Below are 24,856 nucleotides of genomic sequence, written 5' to 3' on the forward strand. Positions count from 1 at the left end.
TTCTTAATTAAAATTCTAACTGCATACCAGCTGTAATTTTTGAACTTTGGGGCACAGTTCCTTTATCTATTCCTCTTGTGCTTAAACCATTGTTCCCTACTTCAGGGTCGTATCCTGTATAATTTGTTAACCTTAGAGGATTTTGAGCTGTTACAAAGAAACGTAGTTTTGATAAGGTCAATTTATCAATTACTTTCTTTGGTACCGTATACCCTAATGATACGTTACGTAGCCTTACAAATGTTCCATCTTCTAGCCAATAGTCTGACCATCCTCTGTAGTTGTTATGCAATGCCCCTCTATCTGCTGGAACTTGAGAAGTTGGATTTTGTGGAGTCCATTGGTAAATTAAATCTTTGTTATTTGATTCTTTGTACCCTAATGCTTTTCCACCATTAATGATTTCAGCACCAAAAGATCCATACCATTGCATTGAGAAATCAAAGTTTTTATATTCAGCCGAATAATTTAACCCTAATTCAAAATCAGGAGTTCCGCTTCCTGCAAATCTACGGTCATCATTTGTGATTTTTCCATCACCATCAGTATCTACATAACGCAAATCACCAATTTTAGCAGTAGGTTCTATTTTTTGATAATCTAATAATTCAGCTTCGTTTTGAATAACACCATCCGTTTTCATTAAAAAGAAAGCACCTGCAATATAACCCTCAGCCAAAGCTGATACTTTATCTTGATCATTACTGTGTCCTGAAACCGTACTATCATCAAAATATAATAATTTGTTGGTTCCACTCATTTTAGTTATAGTATTGGAATTTTGAGTATAATTAACATTAATATTATGTTTAAATTTCTTACCTGTACGGTAGTTTAATGTATATTCGATACCTGTATTTCTCATATCCCCCACGTTTAACACTACTTGAGCCCCTGAGCCTCCACCAGCTGAAGGAGGTAATAATACTTGGAACAACATGTCTTGCTTTTCTGTAACATAAAAATCAGAGGTCAAGGTTAATTTGTTTTTGAAAAAACCAAAATCAAAACCTAAGTTAGTCGATACCGATGTTTCCCATTTTACAAATTTATTAGGAAAATCAGTTTGAGTAGCACCTTGGACAAAATTTTGATTAGTTGTTCCTGTTCCAAAAACATAATCATTATTTAAAATAATACCCGCACTATAAGAATAATCTCCAACACCTGAGTTACCTGTTGTACCTCTACTCATTCTAGCTTTGAAATTAGATACTGTACTCTTATATGGCTTCCAGAAATCTTCGTCAGAAACATTCCAACCTATAGAGGCAGAAGGAAACCATTTATAGTGTTCTTCGTTGAATTTAGACGAACCATCACGACGAGCACTCAAACTCAATAGGTATTTTCCTTTGTAGTTGTATTGTGCTCTACCTAAAGTACCAATAAATTTGGTAACTCTGTTTTGCGTCCATTGATTGTTTCCTGAACCCGCATTGGCTAATCCGTTAGCACCATTTAAAACCGTGATTTCATTATCTACAATGTCAAATTTTTCTGCAAAAAACTCACTGTATTGGTAACGTTCTGCGGAATATACAGCAGTCAGTCCTAAATTATGCTTACCAAATGATTTGTTGTAATTTAAAATGTGCTCTAATGTTCGTTTAGTAGCTCTAGAGCTTGAATTTCTCACTCTTGATTGTTGACTTGGTACCAAATCCCCTTTAGTATCATAAGCAATAAAAGAAGGATTGATAGTGTATCTTGTTGAGTTATCATAACTTACAGCACCACGAGCAGTATATTTAAAGTTTTTATTAAAACTGTACTCAGCACTAATATTACCGTCAAAATAATCTCTAAAGGCTTTGTCAGAGGTTTGTAATTTATAACCTAAGTATGACAAACGAGTCGCTTCAGTATTATCACCACCAGTGTTTTCTATTGAAGTTTGATCAGCTGTTACAGCTGTTGCGTATGGATTATATCTTACAGCATCTAGAATCAATCCCCAAGGTGAGTACTGTGTATATTCATTTCTCGCCGACATACCTGTAGCAATTTTCCATTTTCCTTTATTGTATTGGGTATTTGCTCTTACGTTGTAACGCTCATAATTAGATTTAATTAAAGACCCTTCTTGACCGAAGAAACCTCCATTAATGTTATAAGACAAACCGTCTTTACCTCCTGAAATACTCAAGTTGTGACTTTGAATTGGAGCTAAGTCATTTTCGATTACATCGTAAAAATTACTATTATTAGTTAATTGCGTTGGATTTGCCTCGATAGTAGTCCATGAATTTCCAAACACAGTACCACTTTGATTATACTTATTCAAAAATTGAATGTATAATTTCTCTTCCACTGTTGGAACAGGTATGTGTCTGTAATTTTTTTGTACACCATAATAACTATCCATTCTAATTTTCATGATTCCAGGTTGTGGCTTTTTGGTTGTAATTAAAATTACCCCTGCTGAACCACGAGTACCATATATCGCTGCCGAAGCACCATCTTTTAAGACGTCAATGGTTTCAATTTCGTTCATACTGATATTTGGATTGTTCTCATATGGAATTCCATCAACAACATAGAGCGGCCTGTTATTACCTGTTACAGAGGACAAACCACGTATTTGAACATTAGCTTCAGCTCCTGGATCACCTGAACTAGATGTTACATTTACACCAGCTATCAATCCTTGAAGCGCTGAACCTAAATCGGCTGTAGCAGTTTTAGCAACATCCTCTTCTTTAACACGACTTACGGCTCCTGTTACTTCTGTTTTTTTCTGAATACCATAACCCACAATTACTACTTCATCTAATGAGGATACCTTAGATTTTAAAATAATATTGATAGTATTTCTATTCGCTATTTTGGTTTCTGTGTTTTCATAACCCAAATAAGAAAATACTAATACATCTGTAGGTTTTGCTTTAATGGTATAATTTCCATCAAAATCAGTGATGGTTCCTGTTGTAGTTCCTTTAACCAGTACACTAACACCTGGTAGCGCTCCCTGGTTATCAAGTACTTTTCCTTTTACAAAGTTTGTTTGTGCATGAATCAATCCAAAGCCAAAAAACAGTAATACCATCATCACGATAGTTTTTAGCTTTGAATTAATGAGAAATTTTAAATTCATAATTAGTCGGTTTTTTTGATTTATTTAACAAAGGTTAGATTTTATTAGCAAAACGGACGAAACATATGTCTTTCAATATGCAACAAATGGTATACATAAAATAATTTATTAGCGAATATAATATTTATATTTAAAGATAATGTCCTATTATTCTTAAACACTATCAACTCATTCGTTTTCAACTTAAAAAAAACTCAACAAAAAATATTAACACTAACATTACAAAGGGTTTAGGCGTAAAAAAAACAGCCATAAATTTAATTTTAAAACTCCAATAATTTAATAAATAAATAGATTTGTCTAGTTTTTATCTAGTTCATGTATCCGCTATAAGATTAGAACTTAATAAACCTAGAAAACAAAAAATGGCTATCTTCACAGATAGCCATTTGTATTTTTTAACAGTTAAAATGTTAAATTAATTGAAAAACTTTTTCTAAAGGAATCCATTTTTCTCCTTCTTTTGCCCATGGTAATTCTTGTTGGTAATTCCACATTAAGTTTTCCCATTCTTGCACTTTAGGATTAGTAGCATCCATCTCCGCTTTCTTAGCTGGATTAAAAGTTTCATCTACTTCCATAATCATAAACATACGATTTCCTGTAAGGTAGATTTGCATGTCTACAATTCCAGCTTCTTTAATACTTTTAGTTATTTCTGGCCAAGCTTTACCCTCGGCATGGTAGGCTTTATACTCCGCTATTAATTTAGAATCGTCTTTCAAATCACATGAAAAACAATGACGTGTTATCCCCATTTTTTTATTTTTTTGATTGTTGAAAAGTAGTATAACCATAGAACGCCACAACTGACAAACAGATTAAAGGCAAGATGAAGGAGAAATTAACCTCAGGAATGAATCCTAAAATTTTCACATCAGAAAACCCAGGTCCTCCCCAGTCTAAAATACTTCCTTGTAATACAGGCATCAAAGCACCACCAACGATAGCCATCACCAAACCAGCCGAACCAATTTTAGCTTCTTCTCCCATGTTTTTTAAAGCAATTCCATAAATAGTAGGGAACATAATAGACATAAATACCGAAATAGCAACCAATGAAATTAATCCTGGCATCCCTTGCAAAAGGATGGCTCCTGCACAGCAAACCACTCCACCAATACCAAAAAACATTAAAATTTTAGAAGGGTTAACGGTTTTCATTAAGGCAGTTCCAATCCATCTTCCTATTAAGAAAACAATCATTGCAGCCACATTAAAATAAGTAGCAGTCAATTCCAGTCCGAAAGTTTGGTTAATGTTATCTACATACTGGAAAATAAATGTCCAACACATAATTTGTGCCCCTACATAAAAAGCTTGTGCCACCACACCTAATTTGTAGTTTTTATTAGCAAATAATTTGGTAAAGGACTCCGATAAAGACATTTTGTCCTCTTCGGCAGTTTTAGGCATTTTAGTAAAAATAATAATCCCTAAAATAATCAAAACCAAAACTCCTAATCCAATGTAAGGACCGCTGATAACATTTAAGTCATTTTCTCTAATCGCAGCTACCTCATCTGAGGACAAAGCTTTGTAAGCTACTTCTGAATAATCATCCGACTTTAAGGCATTAATCACAAAAACTTGTGCCATAATCATTCCTGATAGCGAACCAATAGGGTTGAAAGCTTGCGCTAAATTCAATCGTTGGGTAGCCGTTTCGGGATCTCCTAAGAATAAAATTAACGGATTGGATGTGGTTTCAAGAAAAGCCAGTCCACAAGTGATAATCCATAAGGAAAGAAGAAAATAAGTATAATCTTGATAAGCCGCAGCAGGATAAAATAAAAATGCCCCTGTTGCGTATAAAAGCAAACCCACTATTATTCCCGACTTGTAACTGTACTTTCTAATGAAAAGTGCTGCTGGTAATGCCATGAAAAAATAGCCAAAATAAAATGCAAATTGTACTAATGAAGCCTGCATATTAGACAATTCAGGCATTACTTTTTTAAATGCTGACACCATTGGATTGGTCAAATCATTAGCAATTCCCCATAAAGCAAATAAGGAAGTGATGATAACAAAAGGAAAAAGTAGGTCTTTACGAACTACTGAGATTTTAGCTGTTTGCGCCATTGCAAATATTTTTAAAGGTTAGTTAATTTTTAGGTGCAAATTATTAAAGATTCTTCTTCTTCGATATAAGGATTGTCTTTAATAGTAACACTTATGGTTTATCGGTTTGAAATGATTGTATTTGTAATTTCGTCAAAAACAGACTCTTCTAGCTTGCCTTCTTTCCAAGCATCTAATAAATCAATTAATTGGTCTTTGGTTGTAGGACCTACAACTACTCTATCCGCTTCTTGGGTTGAGAAAACATAACGAAGCGCTAATCGTGATAATGGAATGTCATGTTTTTTAGCGATTTCATTTATTTTCAATGCAACATCAACATCTGTATTGGTTATCCATTCATTATTTGGACGCTCTTCGGCATAGGTTTCTAATCTTCTACCTAATAATCCCATATGCAAAGCTGAAGCGGCATAATACCCCATCCCTTCTCTTTTGATTTGTGGAATATCTTTGTCAAAAGCAGTGATATTACAAGCGTCTAATTTTAAAAATCCTGAAACCACATCAAAATTCTCTTTAATCATATGCGGGTAAAAAGGAGTCGTCGGGTTTCCACCAACACCTAATTGCCCTACAATACCTTCTTTTTGAAAAGAATGCAAACAATCCATGATTTCATCCATTTTTTCAACAGGAACCAAATGCGGTTCATGCAAAAACAACAAATCAATTTTGTCTAAGCCTAACACTTCTAAACTTTCGTAAAGACTTTTTTTCATCGTTTCTGGTGAATAATCTACAATACAATCATCAGCCTTTTCAGAACGAAGACGACCGACTTTGGTACTGATAAAAGGTTTTTCACCTGACCATTCTTTTAGTGTTTTTCCTAAAAAAAATTGGGATTTATTATATGAAGGTGCGGTGTCAAAAACACGTACTCCATCCTCTAAAGCATGCAATAGTGTGTCAATAGCCACTTTTTCTTCAATTGGTCTCCAAACGCCGCCAAGCCCTGAACAGCCAACAACCAAACGACTTTCGTTATTAAAAAAAGGACTTTTTGTGTAATCGCCTGTGATATATGTGGGTTTTGTATTTGTCATCTTTATTATAAGTTATAAAAATTAATTGCGTTTTGTCCCATAATTTTACTTTGCTCTTCAACAGAAAGGGGCGCAATAAATTGAGTTACTAATTCTTTTGTTTGGGTATAATTTCCCGCTACTAAACATACCGGCCAATCAGAACCAAATAAAATTCGGTCTATTCCAAATGCCTCTAGTACCAGTTGCATATAGGGATGAATTTGTTCAGGTGTCCAAGATTTATAATCCGCCTCAGTAGTCATGCCTGATAATTTGCAATACACATTTTTTTGTTTACCAATGGCTAACATCAACGTTGCCCAACCTTCGTAAAAACCATCTTTAATATACGGTTTCGCAATGTGGTCAATTACAAATTTTTGATTGGGGAATCTTTTCACTAATTCTAAAGCGGGACCCAATTGGTGTGGAAAAATCAGAATATCATAAGTGAAATTATATTTTTCCAAAGCGGCAATACCTCTTAAAAAGTTGGGTCTCAATAAAAAGTTGTGATCTGGTTCTCCTTGTACCACATGTCTAAACCCTTTGATTTTGGGATATTGGCTGTATAAAGCCAGTACTTCATCAATATTAGCAGCTCTTAAATCCACCCAGCCTACAATTCCTTTGATAAAATCATTCTTAGTGGCGAGTTCTAATAAAAAATCTGTTTCGGCTAGAGTCTGATCAGCTTGAACAGCTACGCAACCATCAATTCCGTTTTCTTGGTATACAATAGCTAGGTCATCAGGCATAAAATCGCGACGGATAACAGCCATTTCGTCGTCAATCCAATCGTGTTTATTGGGTTCGTATTGCCAAAAATGTTGGTGTGAATCTATTGCCATAGCGCTATTTTGCTAAAATATTTTTGATTTCAGTCTCCATTCCGTTGTTCTCAATAGCTTCGATATTTTTGGCTACAGCCAAAGATAAACCTGCCATTGCATCTAGGTTTTGTCCCCAAATAGTAGTATTCGAAAGAATAGTTTGTACTAATTCAGTAGTAGTAATTTCACCGGCCTCCTTTTGTTTCCAAGTTTCCTTGAAAAAATCCAAAGTGGGTTGGGCATCATTAACCGCAATCGCTTCGCCATTAAATTCCCCTTTGTAAAAACGGATTAAACAGGATAATGAAAACACAATTCGTTTAGGCAACTCATCATAAGCAACGGTATATTCGCTTAAAGCGGGAAACAAACGCGCCATGAATTTAGACGTACTATTCAACGAAATACTAATCAAGAAATGCTTGAGCGTAGGATTCTTGAATCGGTCTAAAACGGCCTTTACAAAATAGTTTAATTCTTTTTCAGGGAAATTCTGAAGGGTTTTCGTGATTTCTTCGGATAAAACTTCGTTTACAAATTGCAGTATCAAAGGATTATCCATCGACTCTTTAACCGTGCGTAATCCTGACAAATACGCCACTGGAACAAGTGAAGTATGTGCTCCGTTTAAGATGCGCACTTTCATTTCGCGATACGCACGAGCATCATCTACAAACTGAACATTCAAATTCGTTTTTGCAAATGGCAATTCGGTTTGTACAATTGCTGGCCCTTGAATCACCCAACTGTGATAGTCTTCACCGGCAACTAATAAAGGGTCTTCATAACCAATTTGGTTCAAAATACTTTCAGCACGATCCGTAGGATAACCCGAAACGATTCTGTCCACCAAAGTATTACAGAAATAGTTGGAGTTATTCAACCATTCGATAAAAGCCTCTGATAAATTAAAATGTTTAGCATATTGCAAAAGTGTAGCATGCAAAGCGTCTCCGTTTTGCTCAATCAGTTCACAAGGCATGATGATGCAACCTTTGGACTTATCTCCGTTAAAAAATTGAAAACGATGGTGCAACCAGACAATCAATTTTGCTGGAAATTCATGAGGTGGATTGTCATTGAAAGCATCTGCTTCCGAAAATTTAATTCCAGACTCCGTTGTATTGGATACAATGAATCTCAAATCAGGACTTTCAGCCAGTTTTAAATATTCCTCCCATTGGGTGTACGGTTGAATCACTCGGCTAACGCTTTCGACTAAGGTAACGGTAGAAACTAATTCACCATTTCTGATTCCGTCCAAAGCCAGGTGAAACAAACCCTCTTGTTCTTTTAATTCGTCATAATCCCCTCTTTTAGTAGGTTTGATAATGACAATACTTCCGTTGAAGTTGGTTTCTTTGTTCAAAACATCAAACATCCAATCCGTAAAAGCACGTAGAAAGTTTCCACCGCCAAATTGCATCACTCTTTCTGGAGCTATAGTGGTTTTATTTGCTGTTGTTCTATTTAATTTTTGCATTTTCTTAAGGTTCTAAGTTTGTAAGGGACTGAGTCACTAAGATATTGAGTTGTAAAATTCTTAGAACCTTAGTAACTCAGTATCTTAGCGCCTTTTTTAAAGCGAAATCCCTCTTTTCCAAGGAATAAAATCGTTTTGACCTTTGATTTCGGCTTTCGAAATTTCGCCATTTGCCACTCTGATGATGTGTTCTAAGATGTTTTCGCCCATCGATTCAATGGTGTCTTCACCTGTGATGACCGTTCCCGCATTAATATCAATGATGTCGTTCATTTTGTTAAAAAGAGTGGTATTGCTCGACAATTTCAAAACCGGTGCAATAGGGTTTCCTGTAGGCGTTCCTAAACCAGTGGTAAAAACCACCACATTACAACCAGAACCCGCTAAGGCTGTGGTGCTTTCTACATCATTTCCAGGCGTACAAAGCAAGTTCAATCCTGGTTTTCTTATTTTTTCGGTATAATCTAATACTTGAGCGACTGGTGAAGTTCCTCCTTTTTTGGCAGCACCTGCTGATTTCATAGCATCGGTAATTAAACCGTCTTTGATGTTTCCTGGCGAAGGGTTGTTTTCAAATCCGGATCCTACGGCAACGGCAGCAGCAGAATAGGCTCTCATCAATTGAGAGAACTTTTTCGCATCTTCTTCTGTTTTACATCTGTTGATGATGTCTTGTTCCACACCGTTTAATTCAGGAAATTCCGAAAGTACGGGTGAACCTCCAATAGCGGCTAGTAAATCAGAAGCATAGCCAAGAGAAGGATTGGCTGAAATACCAGAAAATCCATCCGAGCCACCACATTCTAATCCCAAAACAATTTTGCTGATAGGAGCTGGTTGACGAGCGATTTTATTGGCTTCAATTAATCCTAAAAAAGTATGTTTTACAGCCTCTTCGATCAATTGACGCTCGCTCGCACTTTTTTGTTGCTCTAAATAATGGATAGTTTTTTTACAGTTTGGATCTCTGTCTTCAATCGCTTTTTGGAGCATATGAATTTGTGCATTTTGACACCCTAAACTAAAGATGGTTGCTCCAGCGACATTTGGATTGGTAATATAGCCTGCCAACAAATTACAAAGTGCTTCAGAATCTTGACGGATGCCACCACAACCACCATCGTGTTTCAAGAATTTGATGCCATCCACATTCGGGAAAAGTCGGTTTTTAGCGATTTCCTCTTTGGTGGAAATAATCGGAGTGTTTAGGATTTCTTCAGCACTTGCACCTGCTTTGTATTGTTGGATTAAAGCATCGGTATCCACAGCAAAATCTTTGACTGTTTCGTATCCTAATTTTTCGGCTAAAGCCCCTTCGAGTACATCAATGTTTCTGTTTTCACAAAAAGTAAGTGGAATCACCAACCAGTAATTTCTTGTGCCTACGCTACCGTCTGCTCTATGAAAACCGTTGAAAGTACGTCCTTCAAATTTTGAAGTGTCAGGAGCGTTCCAAACAAATTTTTCATTGGAATCATTAAAATCAGCCGAAGCGTGTTTGGTATTTTCGATAGTAATCGCTTCTCCTTTTTGAATAGGCAACATCGCTTTTCCAATCAGCACACCATACATATAAATTTCGTCACCCACAGCTAAATCAACGGTGGTGAATTTATGTTTTTGTTTGATGTTTTGTACCAAAGTGATTTCGTCTCCGTTATGCGGAATAATAGTTCCTTTGGGTAAATCAATTAAGGCAGCAATAATGTTGTCTTTGGGATGTATTTGTACAAATGTTTTTGACATGATAAGAAATATTAAGAATTAAATTCGACAGTGGCTTTGATAACACCTGTTGCAGGATTTAACCAGCTATCAAAATTTGCAATCATGTCCGTAAAAGGCACTGAATGTGTAATGAAAGAATCTGTTGGGAATTGGTCTAATACATTGATTACGTGTTCAAAATCCTCTGTAGTGGCATTACGACTGCACATCAAAGTCATTTCTTTGGCATGAATGGCAGGGTGTGTATAAGTCAATTCCCCTTTGGATAAGCCCACTAGTACAAAACGACCACCGTGTGACATATAATTTGGTGCCGATTCTAAAGCTCCTTTGTGTCCTGAAGCATCAAAAACCGCTGTACATAGATCGCCATTGGTAATTTCCTTGATTGCTTCAACAGCATTTTCGCCTGCTATAACCGTATAATCAACTCCAATTTTTTCTTTGGCGTAGGCCAAACGCTGTTCATTCATATCGATAGCGATTACTTTCGCACCTGCAATTTGGGCTAACTTCATAATCCCAATCCCAATAGGACCACAACCAATAACGGCTACTGTTTCACCAGCAACAATTCCAGCTCTACGTACTGCATGTGCACCAATAGCAAGCGGTTCTACAATTGCCATTTGGTCATTTGACAAATGATTCGCTGGTAATAAAATGTTGGCAGGAACCGTAATTTGTTCTTGCATGCCGCCATCAGTATGTACTCCTAATACTCTGATATTGGTACAACAGTTGGTTTTTCCATTACGACAGGCAATACATTCTTGACAACTGATATATGGCATCACCACTACTTTATCACCTGCTTTGATTCCTCTTGGGTTATCCCCAATTTCTAAAACAGTTGAAGCCAATTCGTGTCCTAAAATTCTAGGATAGGTAAAAAAAGCTTGATTGCCACTATAGGCGTGCAAATCGGTTCCGCAAATTCCTACCTTATTAATTTGTAATAAAGCTTCGTTTTCTTTTCTGATAGGAGCTTCTTTTTCTTTCAGTAAAAATTCTCCTGGCTTTTCGCAAACAATGTATTTCATTTTATTTTTTTGTTTATTATTATTTTATTCAAACGTTTGAACAGTTTTTGAAAAATAAAAGATTTTAGCAAATCTTTAAATTAGTATTTATTCGTAAAATCCTGTATTCGTTTAGGTTTCCGTTGTTTTCTTATTGTAATCTGATATTTTGTTTTTAATGAAAAAGAATCTATATTTGTTCAAACGATTGAACAAATATAGAAAGAAATTGGAAATTAAAAAAAAATCAACCATAAAAGATATTGCTAATGCTTTGGACTTGACTCCTTCAGCGGTGTCAAAAGCGTTAAGTGATCATCCTCGAATTAGTGATAAAACCAAAGAGGCGGTGCGACAAATGGCTATTGAATTGGATTATCAACCTAACTATTTATCGAGTGCCTTACGCAAAGGAAAAAGCAATTTAGTAGGGGTAATCATTCCGCGAGTAAATAGTAATTTCTTTTCGTCAGTGGTTCAAGAGATGGAAGATGTCTTGAATGCAAATGGCTATAATATGCTAATGACACAATCCAACGAATTGTATAAAAAAGAATGTCAAAGCATTGACTCTCTATTAGGAATTCAGGTGGATGGCATTATTGCCTCGATGGCTAATGAGACCATCAATTTAGAATATTACGAAAAAATAAAATCCAAAGGAGTCACCTTAATCTTGTTTGATAGAGGTGAGGACGAACTTAAGGTGGACTATGTAGGGATTGATGATTATAAAAGTAGCCATTTGATTGTAGAACATTTAGTGAGTCAAAATTGCCAAAAAATAGCCCATATTGCGGGTTTTAACCATACTCGCATCTATAAAGACAGGATTATAGGATTTAGAGACGCTATGGAAAAAGCAAGACTGCCCATCCACGAGGAAATGATTATTGAAAGTAATTTACGTGTGGAAGATGGTAGGAGAATAATGAAAGAATTATTAGCGTTGCCTGAGCGACCTGATGCGGTTTATGCCGCTGGGGATTATGCTGCACTAGGAGCTTTGCAGGTCCTACTTGAAGAAAGCATAAAAGTTCCAGAAGAAATAGCTTTGGTGGGATTTAGTGACGAACCTTTCACTTCATTGGTTAAGCCTTCTATTTCTACCATCAATCAACATAGTAACCAAATTGGAAAATTAGCCGCTGAAGCATTTTTGGAAAGAATGAAAAATCCGAAAAAGAAAACGAGTTTGAATAAAATAATTTTAACTCCTGAATTGATTATTAGAGAATCCTCTAATAAAAATGTACTATAAGAAAAACCAAATTTAATACCACTATAGAATGCCTAAACTAACTAACCCAACCCGCTCCTACTCTTGTTCCACCCTACTTAAAACATTTTTTTTATTGTTTTTTGCTATGCAGCTTAGTGCACAAGAAGAAAACAGCTTCATACATCTAAATACCGATAACGGTTTGTCTCAAAGCGATATCAATACCATCTATCAAGACAAACAAGGTTTTATGTGGTTTGGAACTCATGATGGTCTTAATAAATATGATGGTTATAATTTTTCTGTTTATAAACCTGATTTAAACGATAAAAAAAGTATCAGTAGTAACTTAGTCTGGAAAATTGTTGAAGACCAGCATAATAATTTATGGATTGGAACTACTGGTGGTGGACTGAATTTTTTTGATAAAAAAACAGAAACATTTACTCATTTTAAAAATGAAGTTGGTAATAACTTGAGTGTTGTCAGTAATACTATTAGCGCTTTATATAAAGATAAAAAAAACAGATTATGGATAGGTACTCCTAAAGGAATTGACATGCTTGATTTAAACAAACCTATAAAAAACGCTGTTTTTAATCATTATGAAATTAATCTAAAACAACATATAAATTCATGGGATGGTAGTAACGTCAATAGTATATTTGAAGATAGTAAAAATAACATTTGGGTTGGCAGTAAGTTTGGTTTATTTAAACTAGTAAAAAACAGACAAGGAGAAAACTATTTTGAGCACACAGGACTAATTAACATCTCTGTCAGAAGTATCGCTGAAGATGAATTTGGCAGACTGATTATCGGAGCTCATAACGGTTTGTTTATCATATCTTCAAAAAACAACAAGATAGCTGTTGATTTAATTAGTAATGAAATTTTTACCTGCTTACTCTCTACCAAAGGATATTTGTGGGCAGGGAGTTCAAATGGATTGTATCGTTTTGAAAATGCTTCTACTTTAAAACTGCCTTATCTGATCAAAAAATATAGTTATGACCCTAAAAATCCAGAACTAGGTTTAAGTAAAAGTGATGTTAAATCATTGTTTTTAGATAAAGGGGGCATACTTTGGATTGGTGTAAATGGTGGAGGTGTCAACAAATTCAATCCCAACGTTAAGAGATTTAAACATATCAAAAAAACGCTTAACCCATCAAGTCTTTCTAACGATAAAGTACGTTGTATTTTTGAAGATAGTAATCAATATATGTGGATTGGTACTGAAGGAGGAGGTCTGAATTATATTAAAAAAGGACAAAAATATGTTGATTTTACTAATTTACTTTCCACACTTAAGATATTTGCCTTAGCAGAAGTAAAAGAAGGCAATTCTAAAAAATTACTTATTGGTGCCGAAGGAACTAACGGATTATACGAATTAGATATTACCCATCCCAATTCAATATCAAAAGCTCAAATTAAAAATATAAAACAAATAGACCATAGTGTCTTTTCCATTTTAGTAGATTCTAAGAAAAATGTTTGGATAGGAACCTACAATGGCGGTGTTCAGCGATGGTTGGCAACGGAAACAACTGGAGTTTACAAAAAAGATATTCTATATCAAAATAGCAATCGACCAACAAGTATCTCGAACAACATCATACGTTCTATATACGAAGACAGCAAAGGAAATATCTGGTTTGGGACAGCAGATGGACTCAATAAACTACCTGCACACCAGATAAGGAAAAACAATCCTAATTTTGAAATTTTCAAAAACAAGACTAATGATCCATCCAGTTTAAGTCATAATTATATTTTGGCCATTCATGAGAGTCGCTATGGGGATTTATGGATAGGAACCTTTGGAGGTGGACTAAACAAATTAATCCCTGCTAAAATTGGAAAAGAGGAAAGTTTTAAATCTTATTCTGAGAAAGACGGACTTCCAAACAATGTAATCAAAGGTATTTTAGAAGATAGTTATGGTAATCTCTGGCTATCCACTAATAAGGGACTTTCTCGCTTTACTATCAAATCTGAAAAATTCAAAAACTATGATGTTAATGATGGCTTACAAAGTAATGAATTTAGTGAATTAGCCTATCTCAAGAGAACAAATGGAGAATTACTTTTTGGTGGAATAAATGGTTTTAACACTTTTTATCCTAATCAAATTAAAGACAACTTAGTGAAACCCAAAACAGTTTTCACTTCTTTCTCAATTTTCAACAAACCTATCGCAATAGGGGAAGAATTTAACGGCAGAGTTATTTTAAATCAATCCATTAATACTATTGATGAAATAGAATTATTGTATAGTGAAAATAGCTTTTCTGTGGAATTTTCATCCTTGAATTATACTGCCCCTAGAAAAAATGGTTATGCGTATAAATTAGAAGGGTTTAACGACGATTGGATTTATACTTCCTACAAAAACAGGTTGGCTACATATACCAATTTAGCGCCTGGAACCTATACTTTATTGGTTAAATCCTCTAACAATGATGGGGTCTGGAATGAAACGCCCGCATCAATAAAAATCACAGTTGTTCCTCCGTTTTGGAGAACAAATTTTGCCTATTTTATATATTTTATAGTATTTATAGGTTTTTTAATGGCACTTAGAAGGTTTGAAATTATTCGTTCTGCCAAAAAACATCAATTGGAATTAGAAGTATTTGAAAAAGAAAAACACGATGAAATGCATCGTTTGAAATTAGAATTTTTTACCAATATTTCTCATGAATTCAGAACCCCTTTAACTTTAATAAAAGGGCCTTTAGAATATTTGCAAAAAAATAGTGGTACGATTTCAACAGAGAAAGTCAACGAACAATATGGAATCATGCATAAAAACATTGATTACCTATTGCGATTGGTAAATCAATTGTTAGATTTCCGCAAGATGGACAAGGGGAAACTGGATTTGATCGTTTGGAAAAGCAACCTTTTGGAATTCTTGAAATTAGTTGGCGAACCCTTTCAGTTTTTGAGCCATAAAAAAAATATTGACTTTAAAATCAATTCAAAAATTGAAAACCCTATACTATGGTTTGACACTGATGCACTAGAAAAAATTATGAATAATTTACTTTCTAATGCATTCAAATTTACTTCTGAAGGAGGAAAAATTACTGTGGAAATATTGGATGGTAAAGACCATACTATTGTTTCTGATATGGAAATTAATGCAAATCCATCCGATTACATCATCATCAAAGTAAAAGATTCTGGTTTAGGAATTCCGCCGCACCGATTAAAATTTATTTTTGAACGTTTTTATGTCGATAAAGATTATCGAAAAGTGAATACGCAAGGAACAGGAATTGGTTTGGATTTTACTAAAAAATTAGTCGAATTACATCAAGGCCAGATCGAAGTTACTAATAACAAAAAACGAGGTGCTTCCTTCTTTATTTGGTTGCCTAAAAACAAAGGTGCCTATGAAAATATCAATGGAATCACTTTTGGAGGTGAAACAGAAAATAATGTTTTCACTACCGAATTAAATGCTGAGACACATGCCGTCGAAGTATTGGATGAAATTGTAGATCAAAACGAACACAAATCAAGATCTAAATTACCTGTTTTATTAATCGTTGAGGATAATCCTGATATTCGCATTTTAATTAAAAATGGATTGGAAAAACAATATGATATCTATGAAGCCGAAAATGGACAACGAGGTTTGGAGTTGGCAAATAAATTAATGCCGAATATTATTTTGACAGACATTTTTATGCCTATTATGGATGGAATTGAAATGTGTGAAAAACTCAAAACCACTTCTGAGACCAGTCATATTCCAATTGTGATGCTTACTGCAAAAACATCTACAGAATGGGAAAAAGAAGGTTTAAAAAATGGTGCCGATGGCTACATTCGTAAACCATTTGATATGGAATTATTAGAATTGAAACTCAAAAACATTCTCAAATACAGAGAAGATTTGCGACGAAAATTCAACAGAGAAACGACCTTACAACCAAATGAAGTTACGGTAACCTCAGCTGACGAACGCTTTTTACAAAAAGCAATTGAAGTGGTTGAAAAACACATGATGAATACCGAGTTTAGCGTGGAATTGATGGTCAAAGAAATGGCTTTGAGCCGAAGCAATTTGTACTTAAAAATTAAAGAACTTACAGGTTTATCTTCGAGTGAATTTATTCGAAACATTCGTTTAAAAAGAGCGATGCAATTATTAGAACAAAGCGATCTTTCTGTCAAAGAAATTATGTATATGACTGGTTTTAATACCGCTTCCTACTTTTCAAAATGCTTCAAAAAACAATTTGGAGTGATTCCTAGTAAATATTTACGAGAAGAGGAAATGGATGAGTCCGATTTAAATGAATCAAACGAAATCGATTCAAAGGAGGAGGATACCGAATAAATTGTCTTGTTTTGTTTTCTATCTTGACAAGAACTCTTCTTTGCTCTTGGTCAATAAAAGCAATCAAAAACATTACAAACAAAAAATATCCCTAAAGCTTACTGAAATAAATTTCAATAAGTTTTAGGGATATTCTATTTTTCAATGCATCACAGCATTAATCTTTTTTTTTTTGCAAAATAAACTTATTCTACCAACACTTCATCAATTTCCCAATTTCCTTTTTCAGCGCTCAATTGCAAACCTACTTGCATCAATCTTTCGTTAATTTGATGAAATTTCGATAAGTCAATCGTGTAGGTTTTGAACTTTGTATCTTGGGCTGTTATAGGAACTGAAATCCATTCTTGTTTACTCCAATCTATTTGTCCTGTTCCTGTAGACCAAAAATTAGCAGAACGATTACGGGTATAAAGCGCTAGTTTTAATTCCTTGGCTTTGCTGTTGTTTTTTATTTTAATGGTTATTTTTGAACATGATGCTGTTTCAGTGTATAACCATGGCGCACTTTGAACAATTGCCTCTTTGGCTGTAATTTTTCCAATTAATTTCCCATCCTTAAATGAAATTGCTGTACCTCCTAAAGCACTCCACCCCATGGTACTGTTTTTAAATTCAAAAGGCCTGCCAGGAGAAGGATACATTCGATCTTCTTTAGGAATAATAATAGTTTCGTCTTTGTTAAAAAAAACAGGTTTTAAACTTGCTCCTCTGTAAAACGCACTAATATCATGGTTTTCTTGTAGCACATACAATTGATTTTTCCATTCAAAAAAACTAGTATGTCCGCCTTTTAAGAAAGCGCCTTTAAATTCATAGGGGCCATATAAATTCTTAGACATCGCATACCTACTTCCAAACACTAAATAATAATAACCATTGCGTTTGAATAACGTTGACTTATCTTCTGTATTCATCCTTTGTCCCTTTTCATCCTGAATAATAATTGCTTTGGGTTCTGTTGCCAACGATTTCATATCCTTAGATAAAGTAGCCATATAGTAGGTTCCTGCTCCAAAACAAATGGTATAAACATCGTTTTCTACAAAAACCTCAGGATCATAGGGATGTACTGGAACAATCCCTTCAGGCAATAGAGGCTTTCCTAACAAATCCTTGTATTCCCCAGTTGCATGGTCAGCCACCATGACACCTGTATCTTTGTTTCTGTTGGAAAAAAACCAATAAAATTTTCCATCCCGTTCCGTTATATCTCCTGCCCAGCAATTCGGCTGATTGCCAATGTAGGTTTGGGAGGGATAAATATTTCTACGGTGTTTCCAATTTTTTAAATCGCCCGAAGACCAAACCTCCCAACGATCCATTCTAAAAGAGCCTTTGCCTTCCCACGATTCATCATGCCCACAAATCACATAAACGGTATCGTTTTGTACCCAAGCATGAGGGTCGGCCATTCCGTGTTCAGGAGCAATGACATCCACATGAAGTGCGTTAGGATTGATTCCCCAACTGCTACGATGATCATCTTTACCGTGTTTCACTCCTATTTGTGCCACAATACTGTGGGTAATTAATCCTAGTACTACTAGTGTATAGTTTTTAAAAAAAATCATTCTGCTCTTTATTTGTAATTGAAATATTAAATTTTAGTCCAACAATAATATAAGTTTAAATCGAATTTGTATAAAACATATTCATTTATAAGTATAATATATGTTTTATTCTAGGTCAATTCATCTAAAATCAAAGTTTGAGTCAAAAAAAATAACAGTCATACATGGTTTTTAACGAAATTGTATCTACTTAAATAATTTGGTTAAATCGCGACCGTACAATTTCAATTACTTATATGCTTATTGAATTCTTTTTTATATTTAGCAATAAATAGATAATGATATGAATAAGATTAAATTTGCAGAAAGAAAGATTCGCTAGATATTCTGTAGGTTATTTCTGAACAAGATAAACAATATTATTTTCTTATCCCCACCTACTTGCATTTGCGAAAAAAAAGAGTTGGTAGATAAATAATAATTACTCTTACTTATGCTATATTCATGAGTTTTCCTTTACAAGTTTTACGTAATTTCGAGCTATTTTTCTAGTTTCTTCAATATCAATGGCACCGTTCTCCGGGTTTTTCATAAGACATCCGTAACCAATCCCTTCTACACCAGCATCAAACCATTTTCTAGCATCAGAAAATTCAACGCCACCAACAGCAAAATAATGTATATTATCTAATGGTCCCTTTATCGCATTAAAATATTCAATTCCTAAATTGCCGGCAGGAAATAACTTTACAATATCAGCACCATTTTCATGAGCTTCGCAAATTTCGGTTGGAGTAAGAGCTCCCATTATAACTGGTATATTATTTTGATGAGCTACTCTTATCACCTCTAGGTTAACATTTGGGGTCACTAAAAATTGAGCTCCAGCTTGAATTACTTTTTCAGCTATTTTAGTATTGATAACAGTTCCAGCACCTATCAAAACGTCAGGATAACTTTTACGAGCTTTTGATATTGCCGCTAAATATCCTGGAGTATTAGACGTTATTTCAAGTACTTTAATTCCTTCTGAAATTACTGTTTCTAAAACAAGTTCAATTATCTCTTGATTCTTGGTTCTTAGTATTGCAACTAGCTTTTCTTTCCTTATGATTTTGATTATTTCTTGTCTATTCATCGTAAAACATGTCCTGAAGTGTTACCTTCCATTATTGATAATATTTCTTTTTCGGTACTTGTATGTTGATCACCTTGAATGGTATGCTTTAAAGCAAAAGCAGAGGCGGCGAACTCGATTGTTTTTTGATAGTTCCAACCAGCATTTAGCCCATGCATACAAGCAGCAGCAAAAGCATCTCCTGTTCCAAACCTATCCGTTATTAACACATTAAATGTTTGTGATATGTAATGGTTAGTACCTGAAACAATAATACCTGTTAATTTATTTTCACTTGCAGATATATGATCTCGAACTGTAAAAGCGATTTTACTAACTCCAAATTTTTGCTGCACTTTAGTCATGGATTCAACAGTTTCTTCAATAGAATTATCCGAATAATCCATTTGATATACATCTTTCAAAACACCTAAATTTCCAAACAAAATATCTGTATTTTCAATAATTTGATCAAAAATATTCCTTGCATCTGTAACACTTTTCCATAAAGTACGTCTGTAATTCATATCAAAACAAACTTTAACCCCTAGCTTTTTGGCTATTTTAGTAATGGCAATAGATTCAAGAGCACATTGATTCGAAAGTGATGCTGTTATTCCTGATAAAAACAACCATTCTTTATCTTTTAAAATATCCTCCCAATCAAATTCGCCTTTTTCGATTTGACTAAAAGATGAGTGGGCTCGATCATAAATAACACTTGATGGTCGTATGGAAGAACCTATTTCTATAAAGTAGGTGCCGATCCTTCCATCACCTCTAATAATATTATGGGCATTTATTCCGTAACCTTTGATAGCGTTTATTGCAGCGTCTCCCAATTGGTTTTCAGGCAATTTAGTAACAAAACTCACTTTGTTATGTAACATAGACAATGAGGTGGCTACATTTGATTCGGAACCAGCGAAATTGAGATCAAATGAGCGGGATGAATATATTTTTTCACCCTGTTTAATAGGTGTAAAACGAACCATTATTTCACCAAAAGTTATAAAACTCATATTTTTTTTTTAATTTTTACTATTTAATTAGGCAATATTACCAATTGGTAAAAGAACCATCCTTACGTCTTAATCGAGGAATTTCAGTAGGTCTAAAAGAGAGGCTTTTTGCATATTCTTCATTGAATTCAACCCCTAAGCCAGGAGAATCAAGAATTTTATATCTTGTACCTTCTAGTTTAGGTTGTACAGGATAAAATTTAGGGTCATTAGTTAATACGTGTGCTCCTGTATTTACTTCTTCTAACCAACTAAAATTAGGACAAGCAGCTGCCAAATGTATCGTAGCTGCAGTACAAATAGGTCCTAAAGGATTATGCGGCATCAAATCAATATAATGTGCCTCCGCCAAAGATGCCACTTTCATAGCTTCTGTTAGTCCACCCACATTACATACATCAACACGTGCATATTGTGCTATATTACGTTCTAAAAATGGTAAAAACTGCCATTTACTAGAAAACTCTTCCCCAATTGCAAAAGGTACATTAATAAGTTTCCTTAAAGCTTCATAAGCTTCTGGGTTTTCATCCCTTATAGGTTCTTCAATAAAATCAATCGTTCCAGTAGGCATTCTATTTATAAAAGAATATGTTTCTGGTAATGTCAGACGAGTGTGGTAATCAATTCCGATAGTAATTTTAGGTCCAATTTCTTGTCTCAATTTTGTAACCCAATCTGCAATAGTAGCTATGGATTCCCTTGGTTCAAAAATTGTTTTATCGGTTTGTTCTTCAAATTCAGCAGGAGCTAATCGTAACATATTCCATCCTTCATTTACTAACCCTTTTGAAAGTCTCAGTAATTCATCTAATGTTGAAAAACGTACTGAGGCAAAACATTCTACAAAATCTCTTTGTTTTCCTCCTAATAATTCATAAACAGGAATCCCCAAATACTTGCCTTTTATATCATACAAAGCGATATCAATGGCAGAAATGGCAGCAGTTAAAACTCTCCCTCCCTCAAAATATTGACCTCTATATAAATCTTGCCAAATTGCTCCTATTTGATTTGGATCTTTTCCTATTAATAGTGGTTTAAAATGTTCAATAGCTCCAATTACAGCCAGTTCTCTACCTGATAATCCTGAAGCCCCCCAACCATAAATCGTAGCATCTGTTTCTATTTTAATTACTAGTTGGGTTCCTGTACCAACATTTATTGGATAGGTTTTAATATTTGTTATTTTCATATTTTAAAAAAAAATAAAATTAGTTTTCATCAATTTCTATTCGTTTTATATCTCCTACTAAGAATACATAGGATAGCAAGCCTATTAATGCTAAACCTCCAATAAAAAACAACGCAGGTTTAAAGTCTCCATCTTTAACTAAAAAACCAATTGATACAGGTATCACTACAGATGACAATCCTCCAATTAAGTTAAAAACACCTCCAGTTAGTCCTATTAATCTCTTCGGAGCCATTAATGAAATAAAAATCCAAGTAATACTTGCTAATCCATTGCCAAAAAAAGCCAAGGATAAAAATAAAATCACGAAAAAAGTATTGTCTGTATAATTTGCACCGATAATAAAGGTGGATAGCAACATTCCAAAAATTATGGGCATTTTTCTTGAAAATTCGTTTGAATATCCTTTTTTTATTAAAAAATCAGAAGTAAAACCCGCTAAAATAACTCCGGAAAAAGCAGCTAAAAAAGGTATCGAAGCTAAAAAACCAGATTGTAAAAAATCAAGACCTCTGTATTTAACCAAATAGGTTGGAAACCAAGTTAGAAAAAAAATAGCGGTAGCTCCTAAACAAAATTGACCTATATATAAACCCCATAACTTTCGGTATATAAAAGCATGTTTTAAATCATTCCATTCAAATTTTTTTTTCAATTTGATTTCATTTGAATAATTTTTGTTGTCTTGATTTATATATTCTAATTCAGACTCACTTACTTTTCTTGAATCTTCTGGATCACGATAAATTTTAAACCAAATAATACCCCAAATTAAACCTATTACACCTGAAACGATAAATAAACCCCTCCATCCCATATAGTTTTGAATAGTAACTAATAAAGGAGTTAAAAAAGCTAAACCAATATATTGTCCTGAAGTATAGATGCCAATAGCACTTGCACGTTCTTTTTCGGGAAACCATTTAGTTACTATTGAATTATTAGTTGGGTAAGAAGGTGCTTCAAAAATTCCTACGCTAGCTCGTAAACCTATTAACATCGAAAAAGAATTAACAAAACCTTGTAATAAAGTTGCAAATGACCACAAAACTAGCATTAAAGAATACAAAAATCTAGCCTTAATTTTGTCAACCAATATTCCTCCAGGTATTTGTAATCCTGCATAAGTCCATGCAAAAGCAGAAAAAACTAATCCCATTTGTACCGAATTTAAATCAAGATCGTCAGCAATTGCAAAAGCAGCTACAGAAATATTACTCCTATCTAAATAATTTATTACAACGGTTATAAAAACCATCATAAGAATTTTATATCGTTGTTTTGTAGTTGGTTTTGTTGTCATTTAAGTATGTCTAAAAGTATTTGTAATTAATAAGATTCTTATGTTTAAATTTTAATTGTTTTCAATTGATCTTATAAAAATTCTAAGTTGTTTCGTTTATAAAGATATGTTAGTTAAAGCTTTACCAAAAATCATAAAAATTCTATTTTATTTATCAATCACTGGATCTCTTTTTTCATCTGTGCGATGCACAGCATTCACTTCATAAATGGTTTTTAACATCCATAAAGGACGTTCTAATCCCGCTTCCCAGTCAAATAAGGTTTTATACAAGGCTCTCACTTTTTCTGGATATTGAGTAGCCAAATCGTTTTTCTCTCCTACGTCTTGAGTAATATTATACAACTCAGCAGGTCTATCAGGATAACGCAACAATTTCCAATCGCCTTCCCGAACTACGCCTCTATTGGCTATTTTCCAAAACAATCTTTGATGAGGAGCTTCAGTGTTTTTATGGGTGATAAAAGGCATTAAATCAACACCATCTAATGCCTTAATTTGAGCAGCGTTTCCTCCTGCCAGATTGATAAAAGTAGGTGTCATATCCAACATGCTTATCGACTTATCATAAGTCGTTCCAGCTTTAATAACCGAGGGTAATTTCATGATAAATGGTACTCGAATTCCTCCTTCTAATAAAGTCGATTTACAACCACTCAATGGGTAATTAGAAGTTTCGGTAACATCAGGCCCACCATTATCATTCCCAAAAACAATCAGCGTATTTTTCTCTAAACCTAGCTTTTTTAGTTTGTCTAAAATTTGCCCACAAGCACGGTCTAAGGCAAGTGTCATAGCTGCCAATTGCTTCCGTTTCCCTGTTAGATGTTTAATTTTAGCCATATCTTCCTCGGTAGTATGCAATGGCGAATGCACGGCATTAAAAGAAACATACATAAAAAATGGATTTTTCTTGTTGCGTTCCATAAACTCACAGGCTTTGTCTGCAAAATCATCGGTGATATATTTTTGTGGTTCTGCATAATTCCCAAAACCTTGCTCCAATCTATCTTCTGGTCTTTGTTTGGCTTCGGTTTCTGTCAAAGTCCAAAAACTTCTAGCGCCTCCTCTAAAACCGTAAAACTCATCAAAACCTCTCTTCAAAGGGTGGTATCTATCGGCATTCCCCAAATGCCATTTCCCTAAAACAATAGACTTATAACCCAATGGATTCAAGTAATCGGCAATGGTTTTTATAGGTAACGGCAATCCCATTTCGTCATCATTCAATCGTGAGGATTCGCTCATATAGCCTGGCACATTGTTTTCTTCAATACCAAAACGCTGTTGGTACATCCCTGTTAACAAACCCGCTCTCGAAGGTCCACATACAGAATCAGTTGTATAAGCTTCTTTAAAAACCATTCCTTCGGTGGCTAGCTTATCTAAATTAGGAGTCGAAAAATACTTACTGCCTTGAAATCCAAAATCATTATACCCAGCATCATCAGCAAAAAGGAAAATGATATTTGTTTTAGGCGCTTTTTTTTGTGCTGTTATTTTTATTGGTGAAAATGCCAATAAAAAAACAATCATTAATAAAAAAAGGTTCTTAGTTTGTTTCATTAATCAGTTAATTTTAATCATTTAATTTGGGCGTGACCCTTCGTAAAAACTAGACAAATTCCGATTAGTCCAAATAAAATCATCTAATCTACTAAACCACTATGGACTGAAAGTTCATAGATTTTATTAGTAGACTTAAAGTCTGCGAGGCTAAAGAATGCATTTTTTAAACCACAAATTACACGAATTAACACAAATATATTTATGGGAATTTGTGTAATTTGTGGTAAAATACTTTTAGTAGCTAAAGCGAAATGCCCTAAAGTGTACAGTTTTAA

General features: G+C 34.3%; 16 protein-coding genes. 2 read left to right on the forward strand and 14 right to left on the reverse strand.

The window, feature by feature from the left end:
• Window positions 1-7: 7 nt before the first annotated feature.
• From SLW70_RS14250 to SLW70_RS14285, 8 genes are all read right to left on the reverse strand, one after another.
• On the reverse strand, window positions 8-3,097 hold the full coding sequence (locus tag SLW70_RS14250; RefSeq protein WP_320889276.1) for a TonB-dependent receptor: 3,090 nt from the start codon (window positions 3,095-3,097) through the stop codon (window positions 8-10).
• A 413-nt stretch (window positions 3,098-3,510) separates the two neighbouring features.
• Window positions 3,511-3,855, reverse strand: coding sequence for an L-rhamnose mutarotase (locus SLW70_RS14255; protein ID WP_320889278.1), 345 nt, complete (start codon window positions 3,853-3,855; stop codon window positions 3,511-3,513).
• Window positions 3,856-3,859: 4 nt separating this feature from the next.
• The gene (gene fucP / locus SLW70_RS14260; RefSeq protein WP_320889279.1) at window positions 3,860-5,182 is read right to left on the reverse strand and encodes an L-fucose:H+ symporter permease; all 1,323 of its coding nucleotides are present in this window, start codon (window positions 5,180-5,182) and stop codon (window positions 3,860-3,862) included.
• A gap of 98 nt (window positions 5,183-5,280) precedes the next feature.
• Window positions 5,281-6,231, reverse strand: a complete 951-nt coding sequence (locus SLW70_RS14265; protein WP_320889281.1) for an aldo/keto reductase — start codon at window positions 6,229-6,231, stop codon at window positions 5,281-5,283.
• Window positions 6,232-6,236: 5 nt separating this feature from the next.
• The gene (locus tag SLW70_RS14270; protein WP_320889283.1) at window positions 6,237-7,064 is read right to left on the reverse strand and encodes an amidohydrolase family protein; all 828 of its coding nucleotides are present in this window, start codon (window positions 7,062-7,064) and stop codon (window positions 6,237-6,239) included.
• 4 nt (window positions 7,065-7,068) lie between these two features.
• The gene (locus SLW70_RS14275) at window positions 7,069-8,529 is read right to left on the reverse strand and encodes a tagaturonate reductase (RefSeq protein WP_320889284.1); all 1,461 of its coding nucleotides are present in this window, start codon (window positions 8,527-8,529) and stop codon (window positions 7,069-7,071) included.
• Between the two features lie 96 nt (window positions 8,530-8,625).
• On the reverse strand, window positions 8,626-10,275 hold the full coding sequence (locus SLW70_RS14280; protein WP_320889285.1) for an altronate dehydratase family protein: 1,650 nt from the start codon (window positions 10,273-10,275) through the stop codon (window positions 8,626-8,628).
• 11 nt (window positions 10,276-10,286) lie between these two features.
• Entirely contained in the window at window positions 10,287-11,300 is a 1,014-nt protein-coding gene (locus SLW70_RS14285; RefSeq protein ID WP_320889286.1) for a zinc-binding alcohol dehydrogenase family protein, read from the reverse strand.
• A 157-nt stretch (window positions 11,301-11,457) separates the two neighbouring features.
• Here SLW70_RS14285 and SLW70_RS14290 point away from each other — a divergent pair, with 157 nt between their 5' ends.
• Together SLW70_RS14290 and SLW70_RS14295 are read left to right on the forward strand one after the other, a co-directional pair.
• Entirely contained in the window at window positions 11,458-12,540 is a 1,083-nt protein-coding gene (locus SLW70_RS14290; RefSeq protein ID WP_320889287.1) for a LacI family DNA-binding transcriptional regulator, read from the forward strand.
• A 106-nt stretch (window positions 12,541-12,646) separates the two neighbouring features.
• Window positions 12,647-16,861 (forward strand): two-component regulator propeller domain-containing protein, encoded by a 4,215-nt coding sequence (locus SLW70_RS14295; RefSeq protein WP_320889288.1) that lies wholly within the window; start codon window positions 12,647-12,649, stop codon window positions 16,859-16,861.
• Window positions 16,862-17,046: 185 nt separating this feature from the next.
• Here the strand turns inward: SLW70_RS14295 and SLW70_RS14300 are convergent, their stop codons facing one another.
• From SLW70_RS14300 to SLW70_RS14325, 6 genes are all read right to left on the reverse strand, one after another.
• Window positions 17,047-18,435, reverse strand: coding sequence for a family 43 glycosylhydrolase (locus tag SLW70_RS14300; RefSeq protein WP_320889290.1), 1,389 nt, complete (start codon window positions 18,433-18,435; stop codon window positions 17,047-17,049).
• A gap of 442 nt (window positions 18,436-18,877) precedes the next feature.
• The gene (locus tag SLW70_RS14305; protein WP_320889291.1) at window positions 18,878-19,513 is read right to left on the reverse strand and encodes a bifunctional 4-hydroxy-2-oxoglutarate aldolase/2-dehydro-3-deoxy-phosphogluconate aldolase; all 636 of its coding nucleotides are present in this window, start codon (window positions 19,511-19,513) and stop codon (window positions 18,878-18,880) included.
• Complete coding sequence (locus tag SLW70_RS14310) at window positions 19,510-20,514, reverse strand: sugar kinase (RefSeq protein WP_320889293.1); 1,005 nt, start codon at window positions 20,512-20,514, stop codon at window positions 19,510-19,512. The genes SLW70_RS14305 and SLW70_RS14310 overlap by 4 nt, the downstream gene beginning before the upstream one ends.
• A 37-nt stretch (window positions 20,515-20,551) precedes the next feature.
• Complete coding sequence (locus tag SLW70_RS14315; protein ID WP_320889294.1) at window positions 20,552-21,709, reverse strand: mandelate racemase/muconate lactonizing enzyme family protein; 1,158 nt, start codon at window positions 21,707-21,709, stop codon at window positions 20,552-20,554.
• Window positions 21,710-21,728: 19 nt separating this feature from the next.
• The gene (locus SLW70_RS14320) at window positions 21,729-23,012 is read right to left on the reverse strand and encodes an MFS transporter (RefSeq protein WP_320889296.1); all 1,284 of its coding nucleotides are present in this window, start codon (window positions 23,010-23,012) and stop codon (window positions 21,729-21,731) included.
• Window positions 23,013-23,159: 147 nt separating this feature from the next.
• Window positions 23,160-24,578, reverse strand: coding sequence for a sulfatase-like hydrolase/transferase (locus SLW70_RS14325; protein ID WP_320889298.1), 1,419 nt, complete (start codon window positions 24,576-24,578; stop codon window positions 23,160-23,162).
• Window positions 24,579-24,856: the final 278 nt, after the last annotated feature.

This window comes from Flavobacterium sp. NG2, from assembly GCF_034119845.1.
GTDB lineage: Bacteria > Bacteroidota > Bacteroidia > Flavobacteriales > Flavobacteriaceae > Flavobacterium.